Origin of the sequence: Alysiella filiformis, from assembly GCF_014054525.1 — a bacterium.
GTDB lineage: Bacteria > Pseudomonadota > Gammaproteobacteria > Burkholderiales > Neisseriaceae > Simonsiella > Simonsiella filiformis.
In genome coordinates, this window is sequence record NZ_CP059564.1 from 1,002,391 (window position 1) to 1,022,572 (window position 20,182).

Below are 20,182 nucleotides of genomic sequence, written 5' to 3' on the forward strand. Positions count from 1 at the left end.
ATGCCGAAAATGGTTTTTCAGGCAGCCTGAAATTTTTTTAAAACAATAAGGAAACAAGATGTTATTGTTGTATCAAATGTTGGCAATCGTGATTTGGAGCAGCTCCTTTGTTGCCGCCAAATACGCCTACGAAATGCTGGACGCGGCATTGATGGTACAAGCGCGTTTTGTGATTGCCGCGCTGATTGTGTTGCCCACTTGCCGCCGCCATTTGGGCAAAATCCCCAAAAATCAATGGAAGAATTTGATTTTCTTGTCGTTTATCAATTATGTTTTGGTGCTGATGTTGCAATTTATGGGCGTGAAATACACATCAGCCGCCAGCGCAACCACCATAGTGGGGCTTGAACCGATTTTAATGGTGCTGCTGGGGCATTTTTTCTTTGGCGACAAAGCCAAATGGTGGGATTGGCTGTGTGGCACAATCGCTTTTATGGGCGTGGGTTTGCTGGTGTGGGGCGGACATGGCGAAGGCGGTTCGGTAGATTTATTTGGCTGTGTTTTGGTTTTATTGGCAGGATTGTTTTTCTGTGCGGCATATCGTCCCACACAAAAATTGATTGCCGAAATTGGCGCACCTGCTTACACATCGGTTTCATTGGTTTTGGCGGCGATTTTGTGTGTGCCGTTCAGTTTGGGGCTGGCTGAAAACCTGTCGGTAAACTGGCAGGCGAAAGGCGTGTTCAGTTTGCTGTATTTGGGCGTGGGGTGCAGTTGGTTTGCCTATTGGCTGTGGAACAAGGGCATGAGCGGCGCACAAGCCAATGTATCGGGTTTGCTGATTGCGCTTGAACCCGTTTTTGGGGTCATTTTGGCGATGCTTTTGTTGGGCGAAAGGTTGTCGTTGGTGTCGGGCGTGGGCATGGTTTTGATTATTGGTGCGACTTTGAGCATGGCGATTTTGCACCAACGTGGCACAAAAAGCGCATCTGAAAAATAAATTACAGACAATTTCATGATTTTGAATTAGAATACAGTTTCTTGATATTTTAGTCGGGGTGCTGCCTGAATGGGCGGCTGAGAAACACCCGTTGAACCTGATACAGTTAATACTGGCGTAGGAAACTAATGATTATGAACCATTTTGTTTGTTTATCGCATTCATGCAGCACCTTTGTGTACGCGTTTTTCGTGGCATAAGGGTGCTGTTTCTTGTTTTCTGTTTGGTTCGCGGTTGTTCCCCGTTTTTGGGAACAGTCTCATGCAAAAAAATCAACTTTTTCAACGTTATGGACCGGGTGTCATCATGGCATCGTCTTGCGTGGGTGGGTCGCACATCATTGCGTCCACACAGGCTGGTGCGTATTACGGCTGGCAATTGGCTGGCTTGATTGTTTTGGTTAATCTATTGAAATACCCTTTTTTCCGTTTGGCATTTGATTACAGCATTTTGAATCAAAAAAACCTGTTACAAGGCTATGCGGAATGTGGGCGATTTTATTTGATTTTGTTTTTCTTGTTTAATTTGTTTGCCACCCTTGTGAATATTGCAGGCGGCACATTGTTGTCGGCGGTGCTGCTGGGCATGATGCTGCCTGTGGATTGGTCGTTAAGTTGGCTGAATACGCTGATTATTTTCAGTTTCATCATTTTGCTTTGGGGCAAGCAATATCAAAAATTAGACCGCGTTTCCAAATGGATTATGCTGATATTGACCCTGATTACCGTGTTGGCATTGGGCATGGCGTGGGGGCAGCCTGAACACAAGCTGCCTGAAACGTTCAGCGAACCGTCGCCATGGGTATGGGCTGCCGTACCGTTTTTGGTGGCTTTGATGGGCTGGATGCCTGCGCCTATGGAATTGAGTGTGTCCAGTTCATTTTGGGTGGTGGAAAAGGTGCGCCTTTCGCCCGATTATCGCCACCAATATCGCCGTGATTTTCATGTGAGTTATGCCATGACTATTGTTTTGGCGTTGATGTTTATGGCATTGGGCGCATGGGTGCAATATGGGCAACATACCGAACCCTTATCAGGCGGCAAATTTGTTGGGCAATTCCTGAATCTGTACGCACAGTCCATGGGCGAATGGACGCGTTTGCCCATGACTTTCATGGCATTGATGTGCATTTATGGCACAACCATTGTGGCGGTGGACGGTTATTCACGCGGCAATCATCAGGCTTTCATCTTATTAACCCAACAAAAATCAGACCCTGCAAGCGAAGCCAAACATTTGCGCTATTGGACACTTGCCGCTTTGCTGGGCGCGTGGTTGGTCATGCAATTTTTCAATAATGCGATTGGCAAAATGATTCCGTTTGCGATGACGGCAAGTTTTGTTTCTGCGCCTGTGTTTGCGTGGCTGACTTGGCATTTGCACGGACAATGCGGCAAACAATCGGTGTGGATTTTGGCTTTGGCGGTATTGGGGTGGGTATATTTGGTGGCGATGGTGGGGTTGTATTTTTTCAGTTAAACCCATTTCAGGCTGCCTGAAAACCAACAAAGGGAAAAACCGTGAATTTTCATTATTTAAATGCAGTTCGTGAACATCAACCTTTGATTCACAACATTGCCAATTTGGTATCCGCTCATTTCACGGCAAACGGTTTACTGGCATTGGGGGCAACGCCCATGATGGCGCAAAGCCCTGCCGAAATGGCGGAATTGGCGGCAATCAGTGGGGCTTTGGTGTTGAATTTGGGTACACCGTCTGATGAAAAAGTGGCAGCGATGTTGGTGGCTGGTGTGGCGGCAAATCGCGCCAATGTGCCTGTGGTGCTTGACCCTGTGGCGGTGGCTGCCAGCACGTTACGCCGCGAAACGGTCGCCCAATTCCGCGAAAACATCGCATTTTCAGCAATACGCGGCAATGCAGGCGAAATGGCGCATTTGGCAGGTATGGTTTGGCAAAGCAAAGGCGTGGACGCAGGTTCGGGCGAGAGCGATGTGGCGCAAATTGCCCAAACGGTGTCGCAAAAATGGCAATGCGTGGCGGTGGTGAGCGGTGCGGTGGATTATGTCTCGGACGGGGTGCGCGTGGCACGTTTGGTAAATGGGGTGGATTTTTTTGCGCGTGTTACGGCATCGGGGTGTTTGTTGAGCGCGGTGGTGGGGGCGTTTTTGGCGGTCGCGCCGCGTGAACAGGCGTTTGAGGCGGTTTGTGAGGCGTGTACGGTGTATGCGGTGGCTGGCGAATTGGCAGCGAAAAATTTGCAAAATCATCAAGTTGGCACGTTTGCATGGCGTTTGTTGGACACATTGGCTGGCATCACAAGCGAGCAAGTGCAACACATGGCGAAAATTTCAATGCTTTGATTTATTTTGTTTTTTTAAATGAAATGAAGATTCAGGCAGCCTGAAATTCAATTTTTCAATAAAAATCATTCAATTAGGAGAAAAATCATGACAAAACAAGTTTTAACCATTGCAGGTTCGGACAGCGGCGGCGGTGCAGGCATTCAGGCGGATTTGAAGACGTTTCAAATGCGCGGCGTGTTTGGCACGAGTGTGATTACGGCAGTTACGGCACAAAACACTTTGGGTGTTGATGATATTCACATGATTTCATTGGAAAATGTGGCAGCGCAAATTCAGTCCATCGGTGCGGATTTTGACATCAGCGCGTACAAAATCGGCATGCTGGGCACGGCTGAAATGATTGAATGTGTGGCAAATTCAGTTAAAAAACAAAAATTTGGCACATTGGTGTTGGACCCTGTGATGGTGGCAAAAGGCGGTGCGCCCCTGTTGCAAGAAAGTGCATTGCACGCCTTGAAACGCGAATTGCTGCCTTTGGCGGACATCATCACGCCCAATTTGCCCGAAACCGAAATGCTGACAGGCGTGGCGGTACACGATGACGCATCTGCCGAACGCGCCGCGCGGATTTTACGCGATTTTGGGGTGCAACACATTGTCATCAAAGGCGGACATTTGGGCAATTCAGGCAGCCTGAAATGCCGCGATTGGGTGTTTTCAGGCGAAACAATGACCGTGTTGGAACAGCCGCGTTTTAACACACGCCACACGCATGGCACGGGTTGCACCTTTTCCGCGTGCATTGTGGCGGAATTGGCAAAAGGCAAAGACATTTTAAGCGCGATTTCATTGTCAAAACAAGCGATTACCGATGCCATTTCCCACCCCATCGGTGTGGGACACGGTCATGGCGCGGTCAATCATTGGGCGATGGCGGATTTTCAGGCTGCTTGAAAATATTTTTCTTATTTTTCAAAAGGATAAAACATCATGCAAACCTTAAAAATCACTCTGGAATGGTTTTTGAATCCCGACCACTTGCCCATGATTGCAGGCATTCAAAGCGGACGTTATGCCGAACATGGTATTGCTGTTGAATTGATTGAACCGAGCGATCATTATGATGGATTTGAAGATTTACTCAAAGAAAACATTGATTTACACAGCAATGAGCCACTGCATTTGTTTGAACACCATCACCCACAATTGCGTGCATTGGGCTGCTTTTTTGAAACAGATGGGGGCGTTTTGTTGCGCCACGACCGTGTTGCCAAATTACAAAATGGCGAAAAAGTGCGGATTTGCACCCCAGCCGCCGAACCCAAAACCAATCGCATTGGCTACGAAATTTTGCGCCGTTATGCGGAAAAACAAGGTTTCAGGCTGCCTGAAAACCAAATTGAATTTGTGCAAGCCGATTTTCATCACATTGATAATCTGTTGAATAATCAGGATTTAGACGGTGCATGGCTGTGTTTTTACAATTTTGAAGCGATTGAAGCGCAACACAAAAATCTGGATTTTGTGTTCATAGACCAACACCAAAGCCCGTTTGCCAATTTTTCCGCATTGGAATTGATGACGACCCAAAGCATTTTGGCAAAAAAAGGCGACATCATCGCGCAATTTCTGCAAATCAGCAGCGAAATGACGACATTGTGTCAGCAAAATCCCGATTTAGCCAAGAAATATTATTACAGCTACACCCAAACCCAAGCCGATGATTTGATGAACGCGATTATTGACGACACCCTGCCGCGTTTGGTCAGCCCCATTCGTGCCGATGCCGCGCGTTGGCAAAAAGTGCGCGAAATGATGACCGAATTGGGCATTGTGGCATTGAGCGATGAACAATACGCGCAATTGTTTCAGGCTGCCTGAAAACACAGGAAAATCAAAATGTTTCATCAAAAAATCTTGTCTTTGTATTTCATTGCAGGCACGCAAGATTGTCGCCATTTGCCCACAGGTTCGCCAGAGCAAAAATTATTGGGCGTGTTGGAAACCGCTTTGCAAAACGGCATAACGTGTTTCCAATTTCGTGAAAAAGGCGAATTTGCCCTGAAAAATGATTTACAAATCAAAAATCTGGCTTACGCTTGCCGCGATTTGTGCCGCCAACACAATGTGCCTTTTGTGATGAACAATGATGTGAAATTGGCGGTGCAAATGGGCGCGGACGGGGTGCATATTGGGCAAAGCGATATGCCGCCCGAACAAGCCGCGCTGTTGTGCAACAACAAAGTGTTTTTGGGTATGTCCAACAGCAATCGGGCGCATTTGCAACACAGTTTGTCTTTGAAATATTTGGATTATTTGGCGGTTGGTGCGATTTTTCCCACCCAATCCAAAGCCGATGCGTCTGCACCTGTTGGGCTGGATTTTATCCGCGTGGCGCGTGAAATGTGCGGCAACAAACCTTTGGTGGCAATTGGCGGCATCACGCCCGAAAACGCCCCACAAATCCGCGCGGCTGGCGCAGACGGCATCGCGGTGATTTCCGCCATCACGCAAGCGGAAAATGTGGCAGAAACGGTGCAAAAATTGCGTGCGCTGTGATGTTCAGGCAGCTGTTCCAAGCTGTTTTGGGTAGTGAAAGACTGCCTGAAACTGCTATAATCACATTTTTTAACGCAACTTTACAAGGAAACACCATGCCAATCCAACGTGCCTTGATTAGCCTGTCCGACAAAACAGGCGTTGTGCCATTTGCCCAAGCCCTGCACGAAATGGGCGTAGAAATTTTGTCCACAGGCGGCACGGCAAAAATGCTTGCCGATGCCCAAATCCCCGCGATTGAAGTGGCAGATTACACAGGCTTTCCCGAAATGTTGGACGGTCGCGTCAAAACGCTGCACCCCAAAATTCACGGCGGCATTTTGGGCAGACGCGATTTGGACGAACACATCGCCGCCATGCGCGAACACGGCATTGACCACATTGATTTGGTGTGCGTGAATTTGTATCCCTTTGCCGCCACGATTGCCAAAGCAGGCTGCACGCTGGAAGACGCGATTGAAAACATTGACATCGGTGGACCTACGATGGTGCGCGCCGCCGCGAAAAACTGGCAACACGTTGCCATTGTTACCGACAATGCCGATTTTGAACACATCATCAACGAGTTAAAAAACCATTCAGGCAGCCTTTCCGACAAAACGCGTTTCAATTTGTCGCGCAAAGCATTCAGCCACACCGCGCAATACGATGGCATGATTGCCAATTATTTGACCAGCGTTTCTGATGAAAAACTGTCTGGCGAACCACAAATCAACGCATTTCCTGAACAATTCAATCAAAGCTGGATTAAGGTACAAGAAATGCGTTATGGCGAAAACCCACACCAGCAAGCCGCGTTTTACCGCGACATTTACCCCAGTTCAGGCAGCCTGTCCGCCTACACCCAGTTGCAAGGTAAAGCATTGTCATACAACAACATTGCCGATTCAGACGCGGCTTGGGAGGCGGTCAAAGCATTTGAACAACCCGCTTGTGTGATTGTGAAACACGCCAATCCTTGCGGCGTTGCCGTTGCCGACAACCCACTCAACGCCTACCGTTTGGCGTATGCGACCGATTCCACCAGCGCATTTGGTGGCATCATTGCGTTCAACCGCGAAGTAGATGGCGCAACCGCCAAGCAAATCACCGACAATCAATTTATGGAAGTGATTATGTCGCCCCAATTCAGCGATGAGGCATTGGCGATTTTGGCAGAAAAGAAAAACGTGCGCGTGTTGCAAATTCCTTTACAGGCAGGCGCGAACCGTTTTGAATTGAAACGTGTGGGCGGTGGTTTGTTGGTGCAAACCCCTGATATTCATCAAATTTCACGCGCCGATTTGCAAGTCGTTTCCCAACGCCAACCCACCGAACAAGAATGGCAAGATTTGCTGTTTGTGTGGAACGTGGCGAAATTTGTCAAATCCAACGCGATTGTGTTTGGCAAAGGCGGACAAACTTACGGCATAGGCGCAGGGCAAATGAGCCGCGTGGACAGCACCCGCATTGCCGCGCGTAAAGCCCAAGATGGCGGTTTTGATTTGAACGGCGCGTGTGCCGCTTCGGACGCATTTTTCCCATTCCGCGATGGCGTGGACGTGATTGCCCAGCAAGGCATTAAAGCCGTGATTCACCCAGCAGGTTCGGTGCGCGATGAAGAAGTGTTCGCAGCAGCAGACGAACACGGCATGGCGATGGTGGTAACGGGTGTGCGCCATTTCCGTCATTGATTTTGTTGCGTAAAATGTTTCAGGCAGCCTAAAAAAGCCATTTTGTGCTTTTCAGGCTGCCTGAAAATCCATCATAAAAAACAAAAAATGCTGCCTGAAACTTTTTTCAGGCAGCTTGAAACTTTTGCAAAACCTACTTTTAAACTGATGTAGAGGAGGATTTCATATCCGCCTCTTTTCAATTTATGTAAAAATAGGACAAGTGTAGGGTGCAACTTGTTGCACCATTTTCTTGATAAAACATGGACTTGGTGCAACAAGTTGCACCCTACATGGTGTCCCAAAAATAAAAATTTCTGCAATTCTAAACAGGGCAGATATGAAATCTGCCCCTACAAACCGAGTTTTGCAAAAGTTTCAGCTTTTATGTTGAAAGCAATAGAAAATAGGGTGCGCCGTGCGCACCAAATGTTCACATCATTTTGGTATTTTGTGGGCATTTGGTGCGCAAGGCGCACCCTACGAAACTGAAAGGATATTTTCATGAAAAATAAACATTTATCACTCTACGGTGCATTACTTGGCACGGCTGTGGGCGATGCCTACGGTTTGCCATTTGAAGGCATGACACCCAAACGCATCGCCAAAATGTCGCCCGAAAAAGCCCACTATCGCCTAATTCCAATCCTACACGGCGGCATGGTTTCCGATGACACCGAGCACGCCATTATGACTGTACAAGCCCACATCGCAAGCGGTGGCAATGTGTTGATTTTCAAACAATCATTGGCGTGGCGATTGCGCTTTTGGCTGTTCAGGCTGCCTGCGGGGATTGGTTTGGCGACTTTACGCGCGATTGTGAAAATGTGTTTCGGTTTGCGCGAAACGGGCGTGTTTTCCGCAGGCAACGGTGGCGCAATGCGAACAGCCGTTTTAGGCGTGTTGATTGATGATATTGACGAATTAAAAGAATGGGTTAAAGCCAGCACACGCCTGACACACACCGACCCGAAAGCCGAACAAGGCGCATTGTTGATTGCGCTGCTGGCGTGGGCGGAAACGCGCCATGCGGATTGGGATACGGCACAAATTTTGCATTTCGCATTCCGCCATATTGATGATAATGAATTGATTGAAAAAGTGAAAAATTTTCAGCCAAATGCAAAAACGGGGATTTCGGGCTATGTGTACCACACCGTGCCAGCCGTATGCGCCGCGTGGCAGCAATACCGTAACACGCCCTTGCAAGGCATGCAGCAACTGATTGCGTGGGGTGGCGACACGGACACAACGTGCGCGATTTTCGGTGGCGTGGTGGGCGTGCGGCATGGCGAAAGTTTGTGGCAAGCCGTGTCGGGCGCGTGGTGCGAACCCGTTTTGCGGCACGATTATTTTGCCGATTTAGCCACCCAAGCCATTGAAGTGCAAGCCAATCGCCAAGCACAAAAACCGTTGGCATGGGGTGGTGCGATGACCTGTTTGCGGAATGTGGGGTTTATGGCGATTGTGTTGGCGCATGGGTTTAGGCGGTTGTTGCCACCGTATTGATGGCGTGGGAATGCGGTTTCAGGCTGCCTGAAAGTCCACCATAAAAAACAAAAAACGCTGCCTGAAACTTTTTCAGGCAGCGTTTATGGTGAAGTAAAATAGGACACAATGTAGGGGGCACCATGCGCACCAAATGTTCACATCACTTTGGTATTTTGTGGGCATTTGGTGCGCATGGCTTACCCTACGTTTTGCCGCATTTTCAGGCAGCCTGAAATATTTTCCGCGAATTATTCAAACGGGTGCTGAATCAAAATCGTTTCTTCACGGTCAGGACCTGTGGACACAATCGCAATCGGTGCACCGCACACTTCTTCAATGCGTTTCAAATATTTTTTTGCATTGCTTGGCAGCGCGTCATACGATTTCACGCCAAAGGTGGATTCCGTCCAGCCGTCCAAAGTTTCGTAAATGGGCGTACAGTTGGCAACCGCGTCTGCGCCAAAGGGCAAAATGTCGGTGGTGGAGCCGTCTGGCAAGGTGTAGCCCACGCAAATTTGGATTTTTTCAATGCCGTCCATCACGTCCAATTTGGTGATGCACATGCCTGTGATGCCGTTTACTTGGATTGAGCGTTTTAAAGCAGCCGCGTCAAACCAACCGCAACGGCGCGGACGACCCGTTACCGAACCAAATTCATGTCCGCGTTCTGCCAAGCCTGCGCCCACTTCGTCAAACAATTCCGTTGGGAAAGGCCCTGAACCCACGCGCGTGGTGTAGGCTTTCACAATGCCCAACACATAGTTCAACATATGCGGTGGCACACCTGCGCCAGCCGCCGCCGCGCCCGCCACACAATTTGATGAAGTAACAAAGGGATAAGTGCCGTAATCAATGTCCAGCAAAGTGCCTTGTGCGCCTTCAAACAGCAAACGTTCGCCACGCTGATTTTTCTCGTACAAAGTGCGCGACACATCGGCAATCATCGGCAAAATGCGTTCGCGGAATGCGTCAATTTTCGCCATCACATCGTCAAACGCCAATGTGGGTTCGCCATGCAAATGTTCCAGTTGCACATTGTACAAAGCCAGATTGTTGCGGACTTTTTCCGCCACCAAATCGCGGTTGAACAAATCGCCAGCGCGTACCGAACGGCGCGCCACTTTGTCTTCGTAAGCGGGTCCAATGCCGCGACCTGTTGTGCCGATTTTGCCTGCACCGCGCGATTTTTCGCGGGCTTGGTCAAGCGCAATGTGGTAGGGCAAAATCAAGGGCGCGGTAGGGGCGATTTTCAAGCGTCCTGCCACGTTTTTCACGCCAGCCGCGTTCAACTCGTCAATTTCGCCCAACAAGGCTTCGGGCGACACCACCACGCCTGAACCGATGTAGCAATCCAAGTTTTCATGCAAAATGCCACTTGGAATCAGGCGCAAAATGGTTTTTTTGCCATTGACCACCAGCGTGTGTCCCGCGTTGTGTCCGCCCTGAAAGCGCACCACGCCTGTGGTTTGCTCTGCGAGCCAATCTACGATTTTGCCTTTGCCCTCGTCGCCCCATTGTGCGCCGATTACGACCACGTTTTTTGTCATTTTGTTTGACCTTTTTGGTTAATAAAAATAAGAAATTGGGAATTTTGGCTGCGCTGAACTTGGTTTCAGGCTGCCTGAAAATGCAACAATACAGATTAAAACATTTTAAAATTGCCAATAAAAGTTAAACCGCAATAGCTTTTATTGGGCTCATTTTCAGTAAATTCCGAAAAATGATAGCTGAACATACGATTGCCAGCCAAGACACCTTTTTCTTTTGCAACGCGAACGATTTCATCAACATCATAATCACAATGAAGTTGCTTAACCAACTGCTCAACAGGCAAAATTTCATCATTATCAGTTGTTTGCCACAGAAATAAGTCCAAATCAATGGGACTGTTCAAATCTTTGGATAATTGCGATTTGCGTTTTCCTGTTTTGTTCATGTATTGTAATTCGGCTTCACTGTCTCTATCACAAGTACCTAGCCAAATCGCCACCATTCTTTTGCTCACATCTGTCAATAACATGATTACCTTTATTTTGAAATAATGTATGAATATGTCATCAAAACATTTTTCAGGCTGCCTGAAAAATATTTGGGCATGATTTCATTATTCTGAACCAATACCATCAAAAATCACACCATTACGCAAATAAATCTGCACACCACAATCCTGCGACCAAGGGGTCATAAAACCGAGCGACAACAACATATCGCCAGTATTGCCGTAATAACTGTTTTTGTTATTGGGATTATCCAAAGTAATGCAATCGGGTTCAAGGTTTTGCCACAAATTTTCTGCGTTCACAACCACGCCATCAGGCAAAGCCCATTCGTTTAACATATCGGGCAAATTGGCATTTATCCAAGCAAGAATTTCGCCGCAATGTGCCATAAAATCACGCAAAACTTGCTGTTGTTGCAGAGTTGGCGCATCTTTTTCGCCATCAATCAACACATCAAACGCTTGATTGCCGAATTCAGGTAAAAGCCACTCGCCCTCCCACGTTTTGCGTTGTCCTTGTGTGCTTAATTGCCCAATTGGTGGAAAATCAATGGTTTTGGTAAACATCATTTTGTCTTTCAGGTTGCCTGCAACATATGCATAATCAATTTAATCAAAACATCTTTCTGTTTCGGGTCGGATTCAGCCACCAATAAAGTCAAAGCCGCCAAACCTGTATCGTTGATAATGGGCTGATTGTGTTGATTAAACAAACGCCCATTGCGGTGCAAAAAATCCACAAACAAAAACGCGCCACTTCGTTTGTTGCCATCGGCAAACGGATGATTTTTCACAATAAAATACAATAAATGTGCCGCCTTGCTTTCAATGCTTGGATACGCGGCTTCACCAAAAACCGTTTGCGCCAAATTGCCCAAAATCGCCGACAAGCCGTCTTCGCGTTCAATCGCAAACAATTCGCTGGCTTCGCCACGTTGCATAAGCTGTTGTTTTAAATTGGCTAATGCGGAACGTGCTTCGTCAATTTCAGGCAGCCTGCCGCCTTGTTCGCCACGCGGTTCGTTTAATAAACCTTCGTCATATTGTTGTAACCATGAAAATGTTTTCCCATAGTAAATCAATAAGTTCACTTGGGTTTCACCGTCTGCGCTTTGGTAAATTTCTATGGGATTGTTCATGATTTTTCCTTTTCATGCTGCCTGAAAACCCATTCACACCACCAAATCCGCCGACCAAACAATAAAATAGCCAAATTGCCCTTTTTTCAAAGTTGCGCCTGATTGTTTGCCTTTTTCGGTTAAGAAATAATTTTTGCCGTTCAATTCTTGCAAACCTGCCTCACACAAACGCTTGTTACATTCCGTGCGGTCTATGCCAAGTTTCTCGGCTAATTTTGTGGTGGTTAAGCCGTTATTTTGTTGATGATTTTCTGTATTTTCACTGTTATCTTTGTTTACCACGTCCAACGAAATTTTGACTTCTTCGCTGATACGGATAATGCGTTGTGCTTCTTCGTAAGCGTCTTGATAGACTTTTCCGTCATCATCGCGTGTCAATAAAATGCCCATTTCATTGTTATTGACTTGGCTGAATTCGTATAAATTCAAGCTGGTAATAATACACTCGTTTTCACTGATGTAGCATTTGGCATGTAAATTTTGGCAATAACTGGTTCTCACATAATTCAATGTTTTCAACCAACTGGCTTCGGCTGGTTGCAATTCGCTTTTGCCGTACACAATGCGAATGTCTATTTTCATGCGGTTTTTGTCTTCCAGCAATTCTTTAATGCGGTCGTTTAATTTTAAATAAGGGCTGATTAAAAACAGGCGTTCGCGCGAATTTTTAATCAATTCTTCTAAATAATAAGTGGTTGCGCTGGTATTTAAGAATTTTGCCATTTTAAATTATCCTATTTTGCTGATACAAATTGGCTTTTTCAGGCTGCCTGAAAACCCCATTTTACCCTGTTAATCGCATTTGCCCAAAAACTTTCTTGTGCCACACGCGCGGTGTTTTTCAGGCAGCCTGAAAATTCCAGCGACAAAATGTAGGGTACGCCGTGCGCACCCTACAAAACTGAAGCATTCATAGGTCGGCTCGAAGAGCCAACTTACTCTTGCCGAAAAATATAGCTAACCAAAACTAAAATCACTACAATATTAAATTTATCATGGCTTACTCCCAAGACTTACGTAAACAAATCCTAAAAAGCGTTGCAAGCGGCATGACGATACGTCAAGCCTCCGCATTTTATGGCATCAGTACACATACCATTAACCAATGGAAACGAAATGGGATTGAAAGAAAAAAACGTCAATTCAAACCATTAAAAGTTAATCATGAAGCATTATTAAAAGATGTTGAAAACTACCCTGATGCCTTCCAATACGAACGTGCCAAGCGTTTGGGTGTTACCGCAAGTGCAATTTGTTACGCTCTCAAACAGCTCAAAATTTCAGTTAAAAAAAGACGTGCCAACACCCAAAACAAGAACCAGAGCAGCGAAATCAGTACCATTTAAAATTGCGTTTTTACAAAAAAATGGGCTATCAAATGGTTTATATTGATGAAAGTGGTTTTGCACAAACCGTCCATCGTCCAAAAGGCTATGCCCCGATTGGGCGGCGTTGTTATGCGACTTACGATTGGCAAATACGTAAACAAACCAATGCAATAGGTGCATTGTTAAATGGGCGTTTGTTTACAGTTGCTTTGTTTCATCATACGATTAATCGTGCGGTTTTTATTCAATGGCTAGAAGAAGATTTAATACCAAAACTGAATAAAAAGAGTGTGTTGATTATGGATAATGCTCGCTTTCATGTCGGTAAAAAGAGATTCGTCAATTGGTGGCACAAAGTGGGCATAAGCTGCTGTATTTACCTGCATACAGTCCTGATTTGAATCCTATTGAACAATACTGGGCTTATGCCAAAAATACGCGGCGCAAATACATGATTTCTGATATTGAAATTTTATTTGACCGATATTTGTAGTGATTTTGTTTTTAATTGGTTATAGAACGCAACAAAGAATTGGCAAAAGTGCGTTATCGTGTGGAGCAGAGTTTTGCCATTTTGCACCGACTATTTAAGTGTAAACGGGCGAGTTATTTTGGTTTAGAAAAAGTCAAAGGGCAAATGAATTTAAAAGTGATGTGTTTGAATTTGTTGAAAGCAGCCAACAAGTTAAGGCTAATTGCGCCTATTGCTGCCTGAAAAGGCGGTAAGCAGCCTGAAATGGGCTGTTTAATGGGTATGAACAGGTAAAATTTGGGTAGATATTGCCATTTTTGTTGAAAACCCCAAAGCAGTTGCATTGCTTTGGGGTTTCGCAAAGGTCTCAGGCTGCCTGAAATGCGGCTGAACTGTTTTAAAAAGCCAATTTATGTTAAAATAAGACCCATTTTTTTAACAAAAAGAAACAAAATCATGCAACTGATACCCGCGATTGATTTAAAAAACGGACAATGCGTGCGCCTCAAACAAGGTTTAATGGAACAAGCCACCGTGTTTTCAGACAGCCCTGCTGAAATGGCGCAACATTGGTACGCGCAAGGCGCACGGCGTTTGCACTTGGTGGATTTGGACGGTGCATTTGCAGGCGAACCGAAAAATTTTCCTGCCATACAAGCGATTTTGGCTGCGGTTTCCGCCCACATACCCGTGCAACTGGGTGGCGGCATACGTGACTTACAAACCATTGAAAAATATTTAAATTTGGGTTTGAACGATGTGATTATCGGCACGGCAGCGGTTAAAAATCCCGACTTTGTGCGCCAAGCCTGCCGCGAATTTGCGGGACACATCATCGTGGGTTTGGACGCGAAAGACGGCATGGTTGCCATAGACGGTTGGGCAACCGTTACCGATTTTCATGTGATTGAATTGTCAAAACAATTTGAAGACGATGGGGTCAATGCCATCATCTACACCGACATTGGGCGAGACGGCATGATGAGCGGTGTCAACATTGAAGCCACCGTCAAATTGGCGCAAGCGGTTGATGTACCCATTATCGCATCGGGCGGTTTGACCAATTTGGACGACATTCGCGCCTTGTGCCAAGTTGCCGACCAAGGGATTGCAGGCGCAATCACAGGTCGCGCCATTTACGAAGGCAGCATTGATTTTGCCCAAGCACAACAGTTGGCAGACAAATTGCTTGCATGATTTTTTGCATTTTTTGAAAGGAATATTCAATTATGAACGGTTCATTTATGTTGATGGCGTTTGCGGTGGGTTTTTGGTGCATTTGGTCTGCCAACCGCGATGTCAATTCTTTGCTTGAAGCCATTGGTTTGAACGTGATGGCGATTGTGGTTAAAGCCATTATGGAATGGAATGGCGCACCCAATTTTGACACGGTTATGTTGGCAACATGGGGCGCATTGTGGATTTACACCGTTTTTGTTTTGGAAATGGTGGAACGCTTTTCTAGCAGCATGGGCAAAAATTTGACCATTGCGGTGTTGGGTTCCATTGGCTGGTTTGGCATCGCGCAATATTTGTTCAGTGCCGATGGACAAAAAATGGTGGCTGGTTGGGTCAGCTAAACCGCAATTCAGGCTGCCTGAAAAGGAAAAACCGTTTCAGGCAGCCTGAAACTTTTGCAAAACTCGGTTTGTAGGGGCAGATTTCATATCTGCCCTGTTTAGAATTGCAGAAATTTTTATTTTTATCAATAACGTGAACTCGGGATAGGTAACTGTCAATTTGCCAACAAACCTGCCCTCTCTCCCTATGGGAAAGCGTTGGAGAGAGGGCTTGTTGAGCAGCATACCCTCTCCCCAGCCCTCTCCCACAGGGAGAGGGAGCAAAGTAACTTAAATTGATTAATCACTGTTATCCCGAAATCGCGTTATCAATAAATTGAAAAAAGGGCAGATATGAAATCTGCCCCTACGAATTGAGTTTTGCAAAAGTTTTAGTTTCATTGATAAACGGGACAGGTGTAGGGTGCAACTTGTTGCACCATTTTCCTGGTAAAACATGGATTTGGTGCAACAAGTTGCACCCTACATGGTGTCCCATTTTGTATTTGATTTACCATATTCCATGGCTTAATCTTTTCAGGCAGCCTGAAATTTTTAATATAAGGAAAAACAAAATGTTAGCCAAACGCATTATCCCCTGTTTGGACGTGGACAACGGTCGCGTGGTCAAAGGCGTGAATTTTGTCGGCTTGCGAGACGCAGGCAACCCCGTTGATGTTGCCAAACGCTACAACGATGAAGGCGCAGACGAAATCACATTTTTGGACATCACCGCCAGCAGCGACAACCGCGACACCATTTTGCATGTGATAGAAGAAGTGGCAAGCCAAGTGTTCATTCCGCTCACCGTAGGTGGTGGTGTACGCAGCGTGGCGGACATTCGCCGTTTGCTCAACGCGGGTGCCGATAAAGTCAGCATCAACACGGCGGCGGTAACGAATCCCGATTTGGTCAGTGAAGCGAGCGCATTTTTCGGCTCACAAGCGATTGTGGTGGCAATAGACGCAAAAGCCATCAATGCGGAAAATTCGCGCTGGGACGTGTTCACACACGGCGGCAGAAAAGACACGGGCTTGGACGCGGTGGCATGGGCGCGTGAAATGCAACAGCGCGGTGCAGGCGAAATCCTTTTAACTTCAATGGATAGAGACGGTACAAAAATCGGTTTCAATTTGCCGCTCACACGCGCCATTTCCGAGGCGGTGGACATTCCCGTTATTGCATCGGGTGGCGTGGGCAATGTGCAGCATTTGGTGGAAGGCGTATTGCAAGGTAAAGCGGACGCGGTGTTGGCGGCAAGCATTTTCCACTTTGGCGAAGTGAGCATACGCGAGGCAAAATTAGCCATGCAAGCGGCTGGGATTGAAGTGCGTTTGTGATTTTTCAGGCAGCCTTTCACTACCCTACCAAAGATGAGACTGCCAGAAAAAGCACGCGTAGGTCGGCTCTCTGAGCCGACATTCACAAAATTTCAGATACTTATTGCTGAAAAAAACGGAGTCGGCTCGGAGAGCCGACCTACGCCATATCCCAATATTTTTGTAGGGTAACGAAAGGCAGTCTGAAAGCAAATTATCATGAAAAACAATAAGTAATAGAATGCGTGGGTGCAAGCGCACGCCCTATACTTGCTACGTTGTTCAACAAAAACATAAGGATTCTTGTTATGCAAACGCTACTATCAAAATTAAATCAATTTTTTTTAAAAAATAATAATTTTATGGGTATTCCTAATACAGATAATGAAATTATCAAAATGGGAGAAATATTGAATATTAAATTTAATCCATTTTTTTATGAAATAATAAAAAACTATGGTAGTTGTTTTATTGGCATTCCAATCTATTCTATCCATATCAATCCTCTTTTTGGAAATGATACATTACTTGAATTAAATCATTCATTTCGTAAAATTATTCAAAATAATAATTTATTAATAAATTTTCTTGCTATTTCGCATGATGGATGTGGGAATTATATTTTAATTGAAGAAGCAAATGATAATTTATATTTATATAATCATGAAACCCAATCTATTGAAAAATTTTATGGTGGAAATTTAAGTGAAGTGATTGATGATTTTATATCAGGTGCTTAATTAAAATAGCAAGCGTAGGGTAAGTGCTTGCACCCACACAATTTCACTATGTCAAATCATTAAACCATCATTTTCAGGCAGCCTGAAACGATTTATCGCACCAAATCTTCAAAACCGCGTTTCACTTGCGCTTGACACGCTTTTTCTTCGGCGGCGCGTTTTTGCTCGGCAAGTTTGATTTCATTGAGAAAATTGGCGTTTACCGACGCCTGCGGCACCGTTAAAGCGGACGTGGCGTATTCTCCACTGAATCCCACCAAAGGATAGCCCAATGTGCTTTGCACATCTTGCAAGATTTCATTGGCGTTTTTGTGCTCGGAGCTGCTGCAAGTGAAATGCCCACTGCCGCTACAATGGCAATCGTGTTGTCGCGCAAATGCGTTGTAGTGAATTGAATAATCCACAGCCAAAGTGTTGGACAAACCCGAGGCGCGTACATTGCTTTTGTTGTCATACAAAATCAACACAGGGCGCGTTGTGCCGACCACTTCCCAATTCACCGAGTCATAACTGGAAAGCAATAAAATGTAGGGGCGTGTTTCGTGATTGGGGGTTTGTATGTTGATGCGGTTGCCTTGGTTGTTGCTTTCATACACGCTGGCGGCATAGACCACCGTATTATTGGGTAAATTCAGGCTGGCAAGGTTTTGACGCAAATCATTGCGGCTAACCGATGGGCTATGCGGTTTAACATTAAGTTGAAAACCCACAGTATGCCAATTATTGTTGTATTCCACTTCCAGCTTATATTCGCCTTTGGTCAAGTAAATGGTTTGGCTGGGGAAACTGTTGTTCTTGTCAACAATAATGTGTTTATCAATCAAAACGCGCACACTTGACCAACTTAAATTGGCGGAGATTTCATACAAGCCATCTTGTGGTACGCGCAATTTGCCCACCCAATAGCCCAAAAACTTTTCCGATGGAATATTGTGAAATTCAGCATAAGCGTAATTCATTGCCACTTGTGCCACATTTTCTTTGGCAACAACAATACTTGGCTGGTCTTCGTTCATGTAGTAAGCGTCAAAGCCCGTTAAGGGTAGGGTGTTGTGGGGATTGACATTATTGCCCAAAGTTTTGTTTGCCAAAGGATAATTGCTCAAACCATTTTGCACAGGCTGCGCCGTTTGCACAGGCACGGGAGGCGCGATGGCTGGCTGAATGGGGACAGTTTGCGGTGTTGGCTGATGGGGTGCTGGTGTTGGGATTGACTGGGCTGCTGCCACCCCTTGTGCATGGTTTTGCTGATGAGCTGACCACGTTCCCAGCAAAAACAACACGCCCACAAAAATCATCCAATACGATAATTGGCGAAACGGTTTAGAGTGTTCCCACAAACTGCGGGGGCGTGAATAACGGTTATGGCGATGGTTTCTGCGGTTCATGGGCTTGGTTCTGATTGGGTTTTTCAGGCTGCTTTGTTGATAACAACAGCCTGAAAATCATTTTTGGGGAATAATATGGTGTCTGGGTTGAGCAGATTGGGGCAATGAATGGCGCAACAATTTTGCGGCAACTTTGCCATTTTCCAAACGCAATTCAATGGTATCGTAGCCCTGCTGTTTGGCTTGAATCAAAGAATCGGCGATGGATTCTTCCAAAACGCGCACCAAATCGCGGCTGCTGGCTGCCACGCCCATGCGTTTGTAGCGGTGCATCAGTTGCACAATGATTTGTGGTTCTATGCCTTTGCCAGCCACTTGTAAACCGTAGCTGTTAATCATCTTTTCCATTTCCAAAGCGCAAACACGCGCAATGTCCAAACCGCTAAATGGCGCAAACACAAAAATGCGGTCAATGCGGTTCAACACTTCGGGCGCGAAACCGTGTTCACGCAAAGTGGCAACCGAAGCAGCGCGTAAAGCGTCTGGGTCATCGTGCAAATCTTTTTGCAAAATGGACAGCGCGTCCGTTGCCGCATTAGACGTTAAAATAAAAATGGCTTTGCTCGTATCAATTTGTTTGCCATCTGACGCTTCTGTGATGAAACCGTCATTCCACGCGGTGAGAAAGTTTTTCAAAATATCGGGGTGGGCTTTTTCAATTTCGTCCAACAACACAACGGCTTCTGGAAAATCGCGCAATCCAGCCGTGAGTGAACCGTAGTTATCTGAACCCACATAGCCGCGTGTCATGCCAAACAGTTGTGATGCGCTGAATGCGCCTGCTGCGTATTGGGTCATATCAAAATGCAATAATTTGCGTTCTAATGTTTGTGCCAACACTTTGGCTAGGTAGGTTTTGCCTGTTCCTGGGGAGCCTGCAAATAAAAATACGCCAACAGGCTTGTTGCGCTGCATGAGTGCCAATCGCCGCCGCATTTGTTGTGCCAAATCGCGGCAAACGGCGTTTTGTCCCACCACTTTGCTTTGTAAATCGCGTTCCAATGCTGCTGCGTCAATGATGATGGTTTCTTGGTCTAATTTTTGTGCTGCGGCTTCAATTTCCGCCAAGTTGCTTAATCGGTCTAAAATGTCCACAGGTATGACTCCATAAATCCATTCGGGGGCGTTGCCGTGCCAATGTCGCCAAGTTGCCCACACCAAAAACAACAATACCAGCAACACGCAAAACACATACCAACGTATTGCCGCCAAAAATGCCAAAATGCCAACGCTTGCATTTGCCAAAAACTGCCCAACGATAATCAACAAACAAATCAGCGTCAGCACGGGCAAGTAACGATAAATGGTTGCCATAGCACGTCCTTTTTATTT

General features: G+C 46.1%; 22 protein-coding genes, 1 pseudogene and 1 riboswitch. Of the genes and pseudogenes, 16 read left to right on the forward strand and 7 right to left on the reverse strand.

Features of this window, described 5'->3' with window-relative positions:
* The first annotated feature begins 64 nt into the window (after positions 1 to 64).
* From H3L97_RS05000 to H3L97_RS05035, 8 genes are all read left to right on the forward strand, one after another.
* The gene (locus tag H3L97_RS05000) at positions 65 to 940 is read left to right on the forward strand and encodes a DMT family transporter (protein WP_097115173.1); all 876 of its coding nucleotides are present in this window, start codon (positions 65 to 67) and stop codon (positions 938 to 940) included.
* Between the two features lie 44 nt (positions 941 to 984).
* A riboswitch (TPP riboswitch) is annotated at positions 985 to 1,081 on the forward strand.
* Between the two features lie 120 nt (positions 1,082 to 1,201).
* Positions 1,202 to 2,419 (forward strand): NRAMP family divalent metal transporter, encoded by a 1,218-nt coding sequence (locus tag H3L97_RS05005; RefSeq protein WP_097115160.1) that lies wholly within the window; start codon positions 1,202 to 1,204, stop codon positions 2,417 to 2,419.
* A gap of 41 nt (positions 2,420 to 2,460) precedes the next feature.
* Entirely contained in the window at positions 2,461 to 3,261 is an 801-nt protein-coding gene (gene thiM, locus H3L97_RS05010) for a hydroxyethylthiazole kinase (RefSeq protein WP_097115161.1), read from the forward strand.
* Positions 3,262 to 3,348: 87 nt separating this feature from the next.
* On the forward strand, positions 3,349 to 4,158 hold the full coding sequence (gene thiD, locus H3L97_RS05015) for a bifunctional hydroxymethylpyrimidine kinase/phosphomethylpyrimidine kinase (protein ID WP_097115162.1): 810 nt from the start codon (positions 3,349 to 3,351) through the stop codon (positions 4,156 to 4,158).
* Between the two features lie 36 nt (positions 4,159 to 4,194).
* A complete protein-coding gene (locus H3L97_RS05020) occupies positions 4,195 to 5,085 on the forward strand; it encodes an ABC transporter substrate-binding protein (RefSeq protein ID WP_097115163.1) in 891 nt (296 codons plus the stop codon).
* 18 nt (positions 5,086 to 5,103) lie between these two features.
* Positions 5,104 to 5,763 (forward strand): thiamine phosphate synthase, encoded by a 660-nt coding sequence (gene thiE / locus H3L97_RS05025; RefSeq protein WP_097115164.1) that lies wholly within the window; start codon positions 5,104 to 5,106, stop codon positions 5,761 to 5,763.
* Positions 5,764 to 5,858: 95 nt separating this feature from the next.
* Positions 5,859 to 7,436 (forward strand): bifunctional phosphoribosylaminoimidazolecarboxamide formyltransferase/IMP cyclohydrolase, encoded by a 1,578-nt coding sequence (purH, locus tag H3L97_RS05030; RefSeq protein ID WP_097115165.1) that lies wholly within the window; start codon positions 5,859 to 5,861, stop codon positions 7,434 to 7,436.
* Positions 7,437 to 7,919: 483 nt separating this feature from the next.
* Positions 7,920 to 8,924, forward strand: a complete 1,005-nt coding sequence (locus H3L97_RS05035; protein WP_097115166.1) for an ADP-ribosylglycohydrolase family protein — start codon at positions 7,920 to 7,922, stop codon at positions 8,922 to 8,924.
* Between the two features lie 230 nt (positions 8,925 to 9,154).
* On the opposite strand, the gene H3L97_RS05040 is transcribed toward H3L97_RS05035, so the two are convergent.
* The 5 genes from H3L97_RS05040 to H3L97_RS05060 form a co-directional block, all read right to left on the reverse strand.
* Positions 9,155 to 10,453: an adenylosuccinate synthase gene (locus H3L97_RS05040; RefSeq protein WP_097115167.1), complete on the reverse strand. Its 1,299-nt coding sequence runs from the start codon at positions 10,451 to 10,453 to the stop codon at positions 9,155 to 9,157.
* Between the two features lie 95 nt (positions 10,454 to 10,548).
* Positions 10,549 to 10,926, reverse strand: coding sequence for an immunity 22 family protein (locus H3L97_RS05045; RefSeq protein ID WP_097115168.1), 378 nt, complete (start codon positions 10,924 to 10,926; stop codon positions 10,549 to 10,551).
* An 84-nt stretch (positions 10,927 to 11,010) separates the two neighbouring features.
* Positions 11,011 to 11,475: a hypothetical protein gene (locus H3L97_RS05050; protein WP_143269217.1), complete on the reverse strand. Its 465-nt coding sequence runs from the start codon at positions 11,473 to 11,475 to the stop codon at positions 11,011 to 11,013.
* A gap of 8 nt (positions 11,476 to 11,483) precedes the next feature.
* Positions 11,484 to 12,044, reverse strand: a complete 561-nt coding sequence (locus tag H3L97_RS05055) for a type II toxin-antitoxin system death-on-curing family toxin (protein ID WP_097115170.1) — start codon at positions 12,042 to 12,044, stop codon at positions 11,484 to 11,486.
* Positions 12,045 to 12,077: 33 nt separating this feature from the next.
* Positions 12,078 to 12,767, reverse strand: coding sequence for a phospholipase D family protein (locus tag H3L97_RS05060; protein WP_097115171.1), 690 nt, complete (start codon positions 12,765 to 12,767; stop codon positions 12,078 to 12,080).
* Positions 12,768 to 13,039: 272 nt separating this feature from the next.
* Between H3L97_RS05060 and H3L97_RS05065 the strand changes: the two genes are divergently transcribed.
* The 8 genes and pseudogenes from H3L97_RS05065 to H3L97_RS05100 all read left to right on the forward strand — a co-directional run bounded on the left by H3L97_RS05065 (position 13,040) and on the right by H3L97_RS05100 (position 17,462).
* On the forward strand, positions 13,040 to 13,390 hold the full coding sequence (locus H3L97_RS05065) for an IS630 transposase-related protein (protein ID WP_182073064.1): 351 nt from the start codon (positions 13,040 to 13,042) through the stop codon (positions 13,388 to 13,390).
* Positions 13,391 to 13,422: 32 nt separating this feature from the next.
* Positions 13,423 to 13,773, forward strand: coding sequence for a transposase (locus tag H3L97_RS05070; RefSeq protein WP_182073101.1), 351 nt, complete (start codon positions 13,423 to 13,425; stop codon positions 13,771 to 13,773).
* Positions 13,719 to 13,865, forward strand: a complete 147-nt coding sequence (locus H3L97_RS12185) for a transposase (protein ID WP_371271256.1) — start codon at positions 13,719 to 13,721, stop codon at positions 13,863 to 13,865. The genes H3L97_RS05070 and H3L97_RS12185 overlap by 55 nt, the downstream gene beginning before the upstream one ends.
* A 24-nt stretch (positions 13,866 to 13,889) precedes the next feature.
* Positions 13,890 to 14,087 (forward strand): annotated as a pseudogene (locus tag H3L97_RS05080) (transposase); the annotation flags it as partial.
* Positions 14,088 to 14,300: 213 nt separating this feature from the next.
* On the forward strand, positions 14,301 to 15,041 hold the full coding sequence (hisA, locus tag H3L97_RS05085; protein ID WP_097114193.1) for a 1-(5-phosphoribosyl)-5-[(5-phosphoribosylamino)methylideneamino]imidazole-4-carboxamide isomerase: 741 nt from the start codon (positions 14,301 to 14,303) through the stop codon (positions 15,039 to 15,041).
* 32 nt (positions 15,042 to 15,073) lie between these two features.
* Positions 15,074 to 15,424, forward strand: coding sequence for a phosphate transporter (locus H3L97_RS05090; protein WP_097114192.1), 351 nt, complete (start codon positions 15,074 to 15,076; stop codon positions 15,422 to 15,424).
* A 554-nt stretch (positions 15,425 to 15,978) separates the two neighbouring features.
* On the forward strand, positions 15,979 to 16,743 hold the full coding sequence (gene hisF, locus H3L97_RS05095; RefSeq protein WP_097114190.1) for an imidazole glycerol phosphate synthase subunit HisF: 765 nt from the start codon (positions 15,979 to 15,981) through the stop codon (positions 16,741 to 16,743).
* Between the two features lie 287 nt (positions 16,744 to 17,030).
* On the forward strand, positions 17,031 to 17,462 hold the full coding sequence (locus tag H3L97_RS05100; RefSeq protein WP_097114189.1) for an SMI1/KNR4 family protein: 432 nt from the start codon (positions 17,031 to 17,033) through the stop codon (positions 17,460 to 17,462).
* Positions 17,463 to 17,554: 92 nt separating this feature from the next.
* Here the strand turns inward: H3L97_RS05100 and H3L97_RS05105 are convergent, their stop codons facing one another.
* Together H3L97_RS05105 and H3L97_RS05110 are read right to left on the reverse strand one after the other, a co-directional pair.
* Complete coding sequence (locus H3L97_RS05105; protein WP_097114188.1) at positions 17,555 to 18,850, reverse strand: PA14 domain-containing protein; 1,296 nt, start codon at positions 18,848 to 18,850, stop codon at positions 17,555 to 17,557.
* 57 nt (positions 18,851 to 18,907) lie between these two features.
* Entirely contained in the window at positions 18,908 to 20,164 is a 1,257-nt protein-coding gene (locus H3L97_RS05110; RefSeq protein ID WP_097114187.1) for an AAA family ATPase, read from the reverse strand.
* Positions 20,165 to 20,182 lie beyond the last annotated feature (18 nt).

Bases quoted from the DNA above. Each gene is read 5' to 3' on its own strand.
- H3L97_RS05005 (WP_097115160.1), top strand. From the start codon at position 1,202: ATGCAAAAAAATCAACTTTTTCAACGTTATGGACCGGGTGTCATCATG.
- thiD (WP_097115162.1), top strand. From the start codon at position 3,349: ATGACAAAACAAGTTTTAACCATTGCAGGTTCGGACAGCGGCGGCGGT.
- H3L97_RS05020 (WP_097115163.1), top strand. From the start codon at position 4,195: ATGCAAACCTTAAAAATCACTCTGGAATGGTTTTTGAATCCCGACCAC.
- thiE (WP_097115164.1), top strand. From the start codon at position 5,104: ATGTTTCATCAAAAAATCTTGTCTTTGTATTTCATTGCAGGCACGCAA.
- purH (WP_097115165.1), top strand. From the start codon at position 5,859: ATGCCAATCCAACGTGCCTTGATTAGCCTGTCCGACAAAACAGGCGTT.
- H3L97_RS05035 (WP_097115166.1), top strand. From the start codon at position 7,920: ATGAAAAATAAACATTTATCACTCTACGGTGCATTACTTGGCACGGCT.
- H3L97_RS05040 (WP_097115167.1), bottom strand. From the start codon at position 10,453: ATGACAAAAAACGTGGTCGTAATCGGCGCACAATGGGGCGACGAGGGC.
- H3L97_RS05045 (WP_097115168.1), bottom strand. From the start codon at position 10,926: ATGTTATTGACAGATGTGAGCAAAAGAATGGTGGCGATTTGGCTAGGT.
- H3L97_RS05050 (WP_143269217.1), bottom strand. From the start codon at position 11,475: ATGATGTTTACCAAAACCATTGATTTTCCACCAATTGGGCAATTAAGC.
- H3L97_RS05055 (WP_097115170.1), bottom strand. From the start codon at position 12,044: ATGAACAATCCCATAGAAATTTACCAAAGCGCAGACGGTGAAACCCAA.
- H3L97_RS05060 (WP_097115171.1), bottom strand. From the start codon at position 12,767: ATGGCAAAATTCTTAAATACCAGCGCAACCACTTATTATTTAGAAGAA.
- H3L97_RS05065 (WP_182073064.1), top strand. From the start codon at position 13,040: ATGGCTTACTCCCAAGACTTACGTAAACAAATCCTAAAAAGCGTTGCA.
- H3L97_RS05070 (WP_182073101.1), top strand. From the start codon at position 13,423: ATGGTTTATATTGATGAAAGTGGTTTTGCACAAACCGTCCATCGTCCA.
- hisA (WP_097114193.1), top strand. From the start codon at position 14,301: ATGCAACTGATACCCGCGATTGATTTAAAAAACGGACAATGCGTGCGC.
- H3L97_RS05090 (WP_097114192.1), top strand. From the start codon at position 15,074: ATGAACGGTTCATTTATGTTGATGGCGTTTGCGGTGGGTTTTTGGTGC.
- hisF (WP_097114190.1), top strand. From the start codon at position 15,979: ATGTTAGCCAAACGCATTATCCCCTGTTTGGACGTGGACAACGGTCGC.
- H3L97_RS05100 (WP_097114189.1), top strand. From the start codon at position 17,031: ATGCAAACGCTACTATCAAAATTAAATCAATTTTTTTTAAAAAATAAT.
- H3L97_RS05105 (WP_097114188.1), bottom strand. From the start codon at position 18,850: ATGAACCGCAGAAACCATCGCCATAACCGTTATTCACGCCCCCGCAGT.
- H3L97_RS05110 (WP_097114187.1), bottom strand. From the start codon at position 20,164: ATGGCAACCATTTATCGTTACTTGCCCGTGCTGACGCTGATTTGTTTG.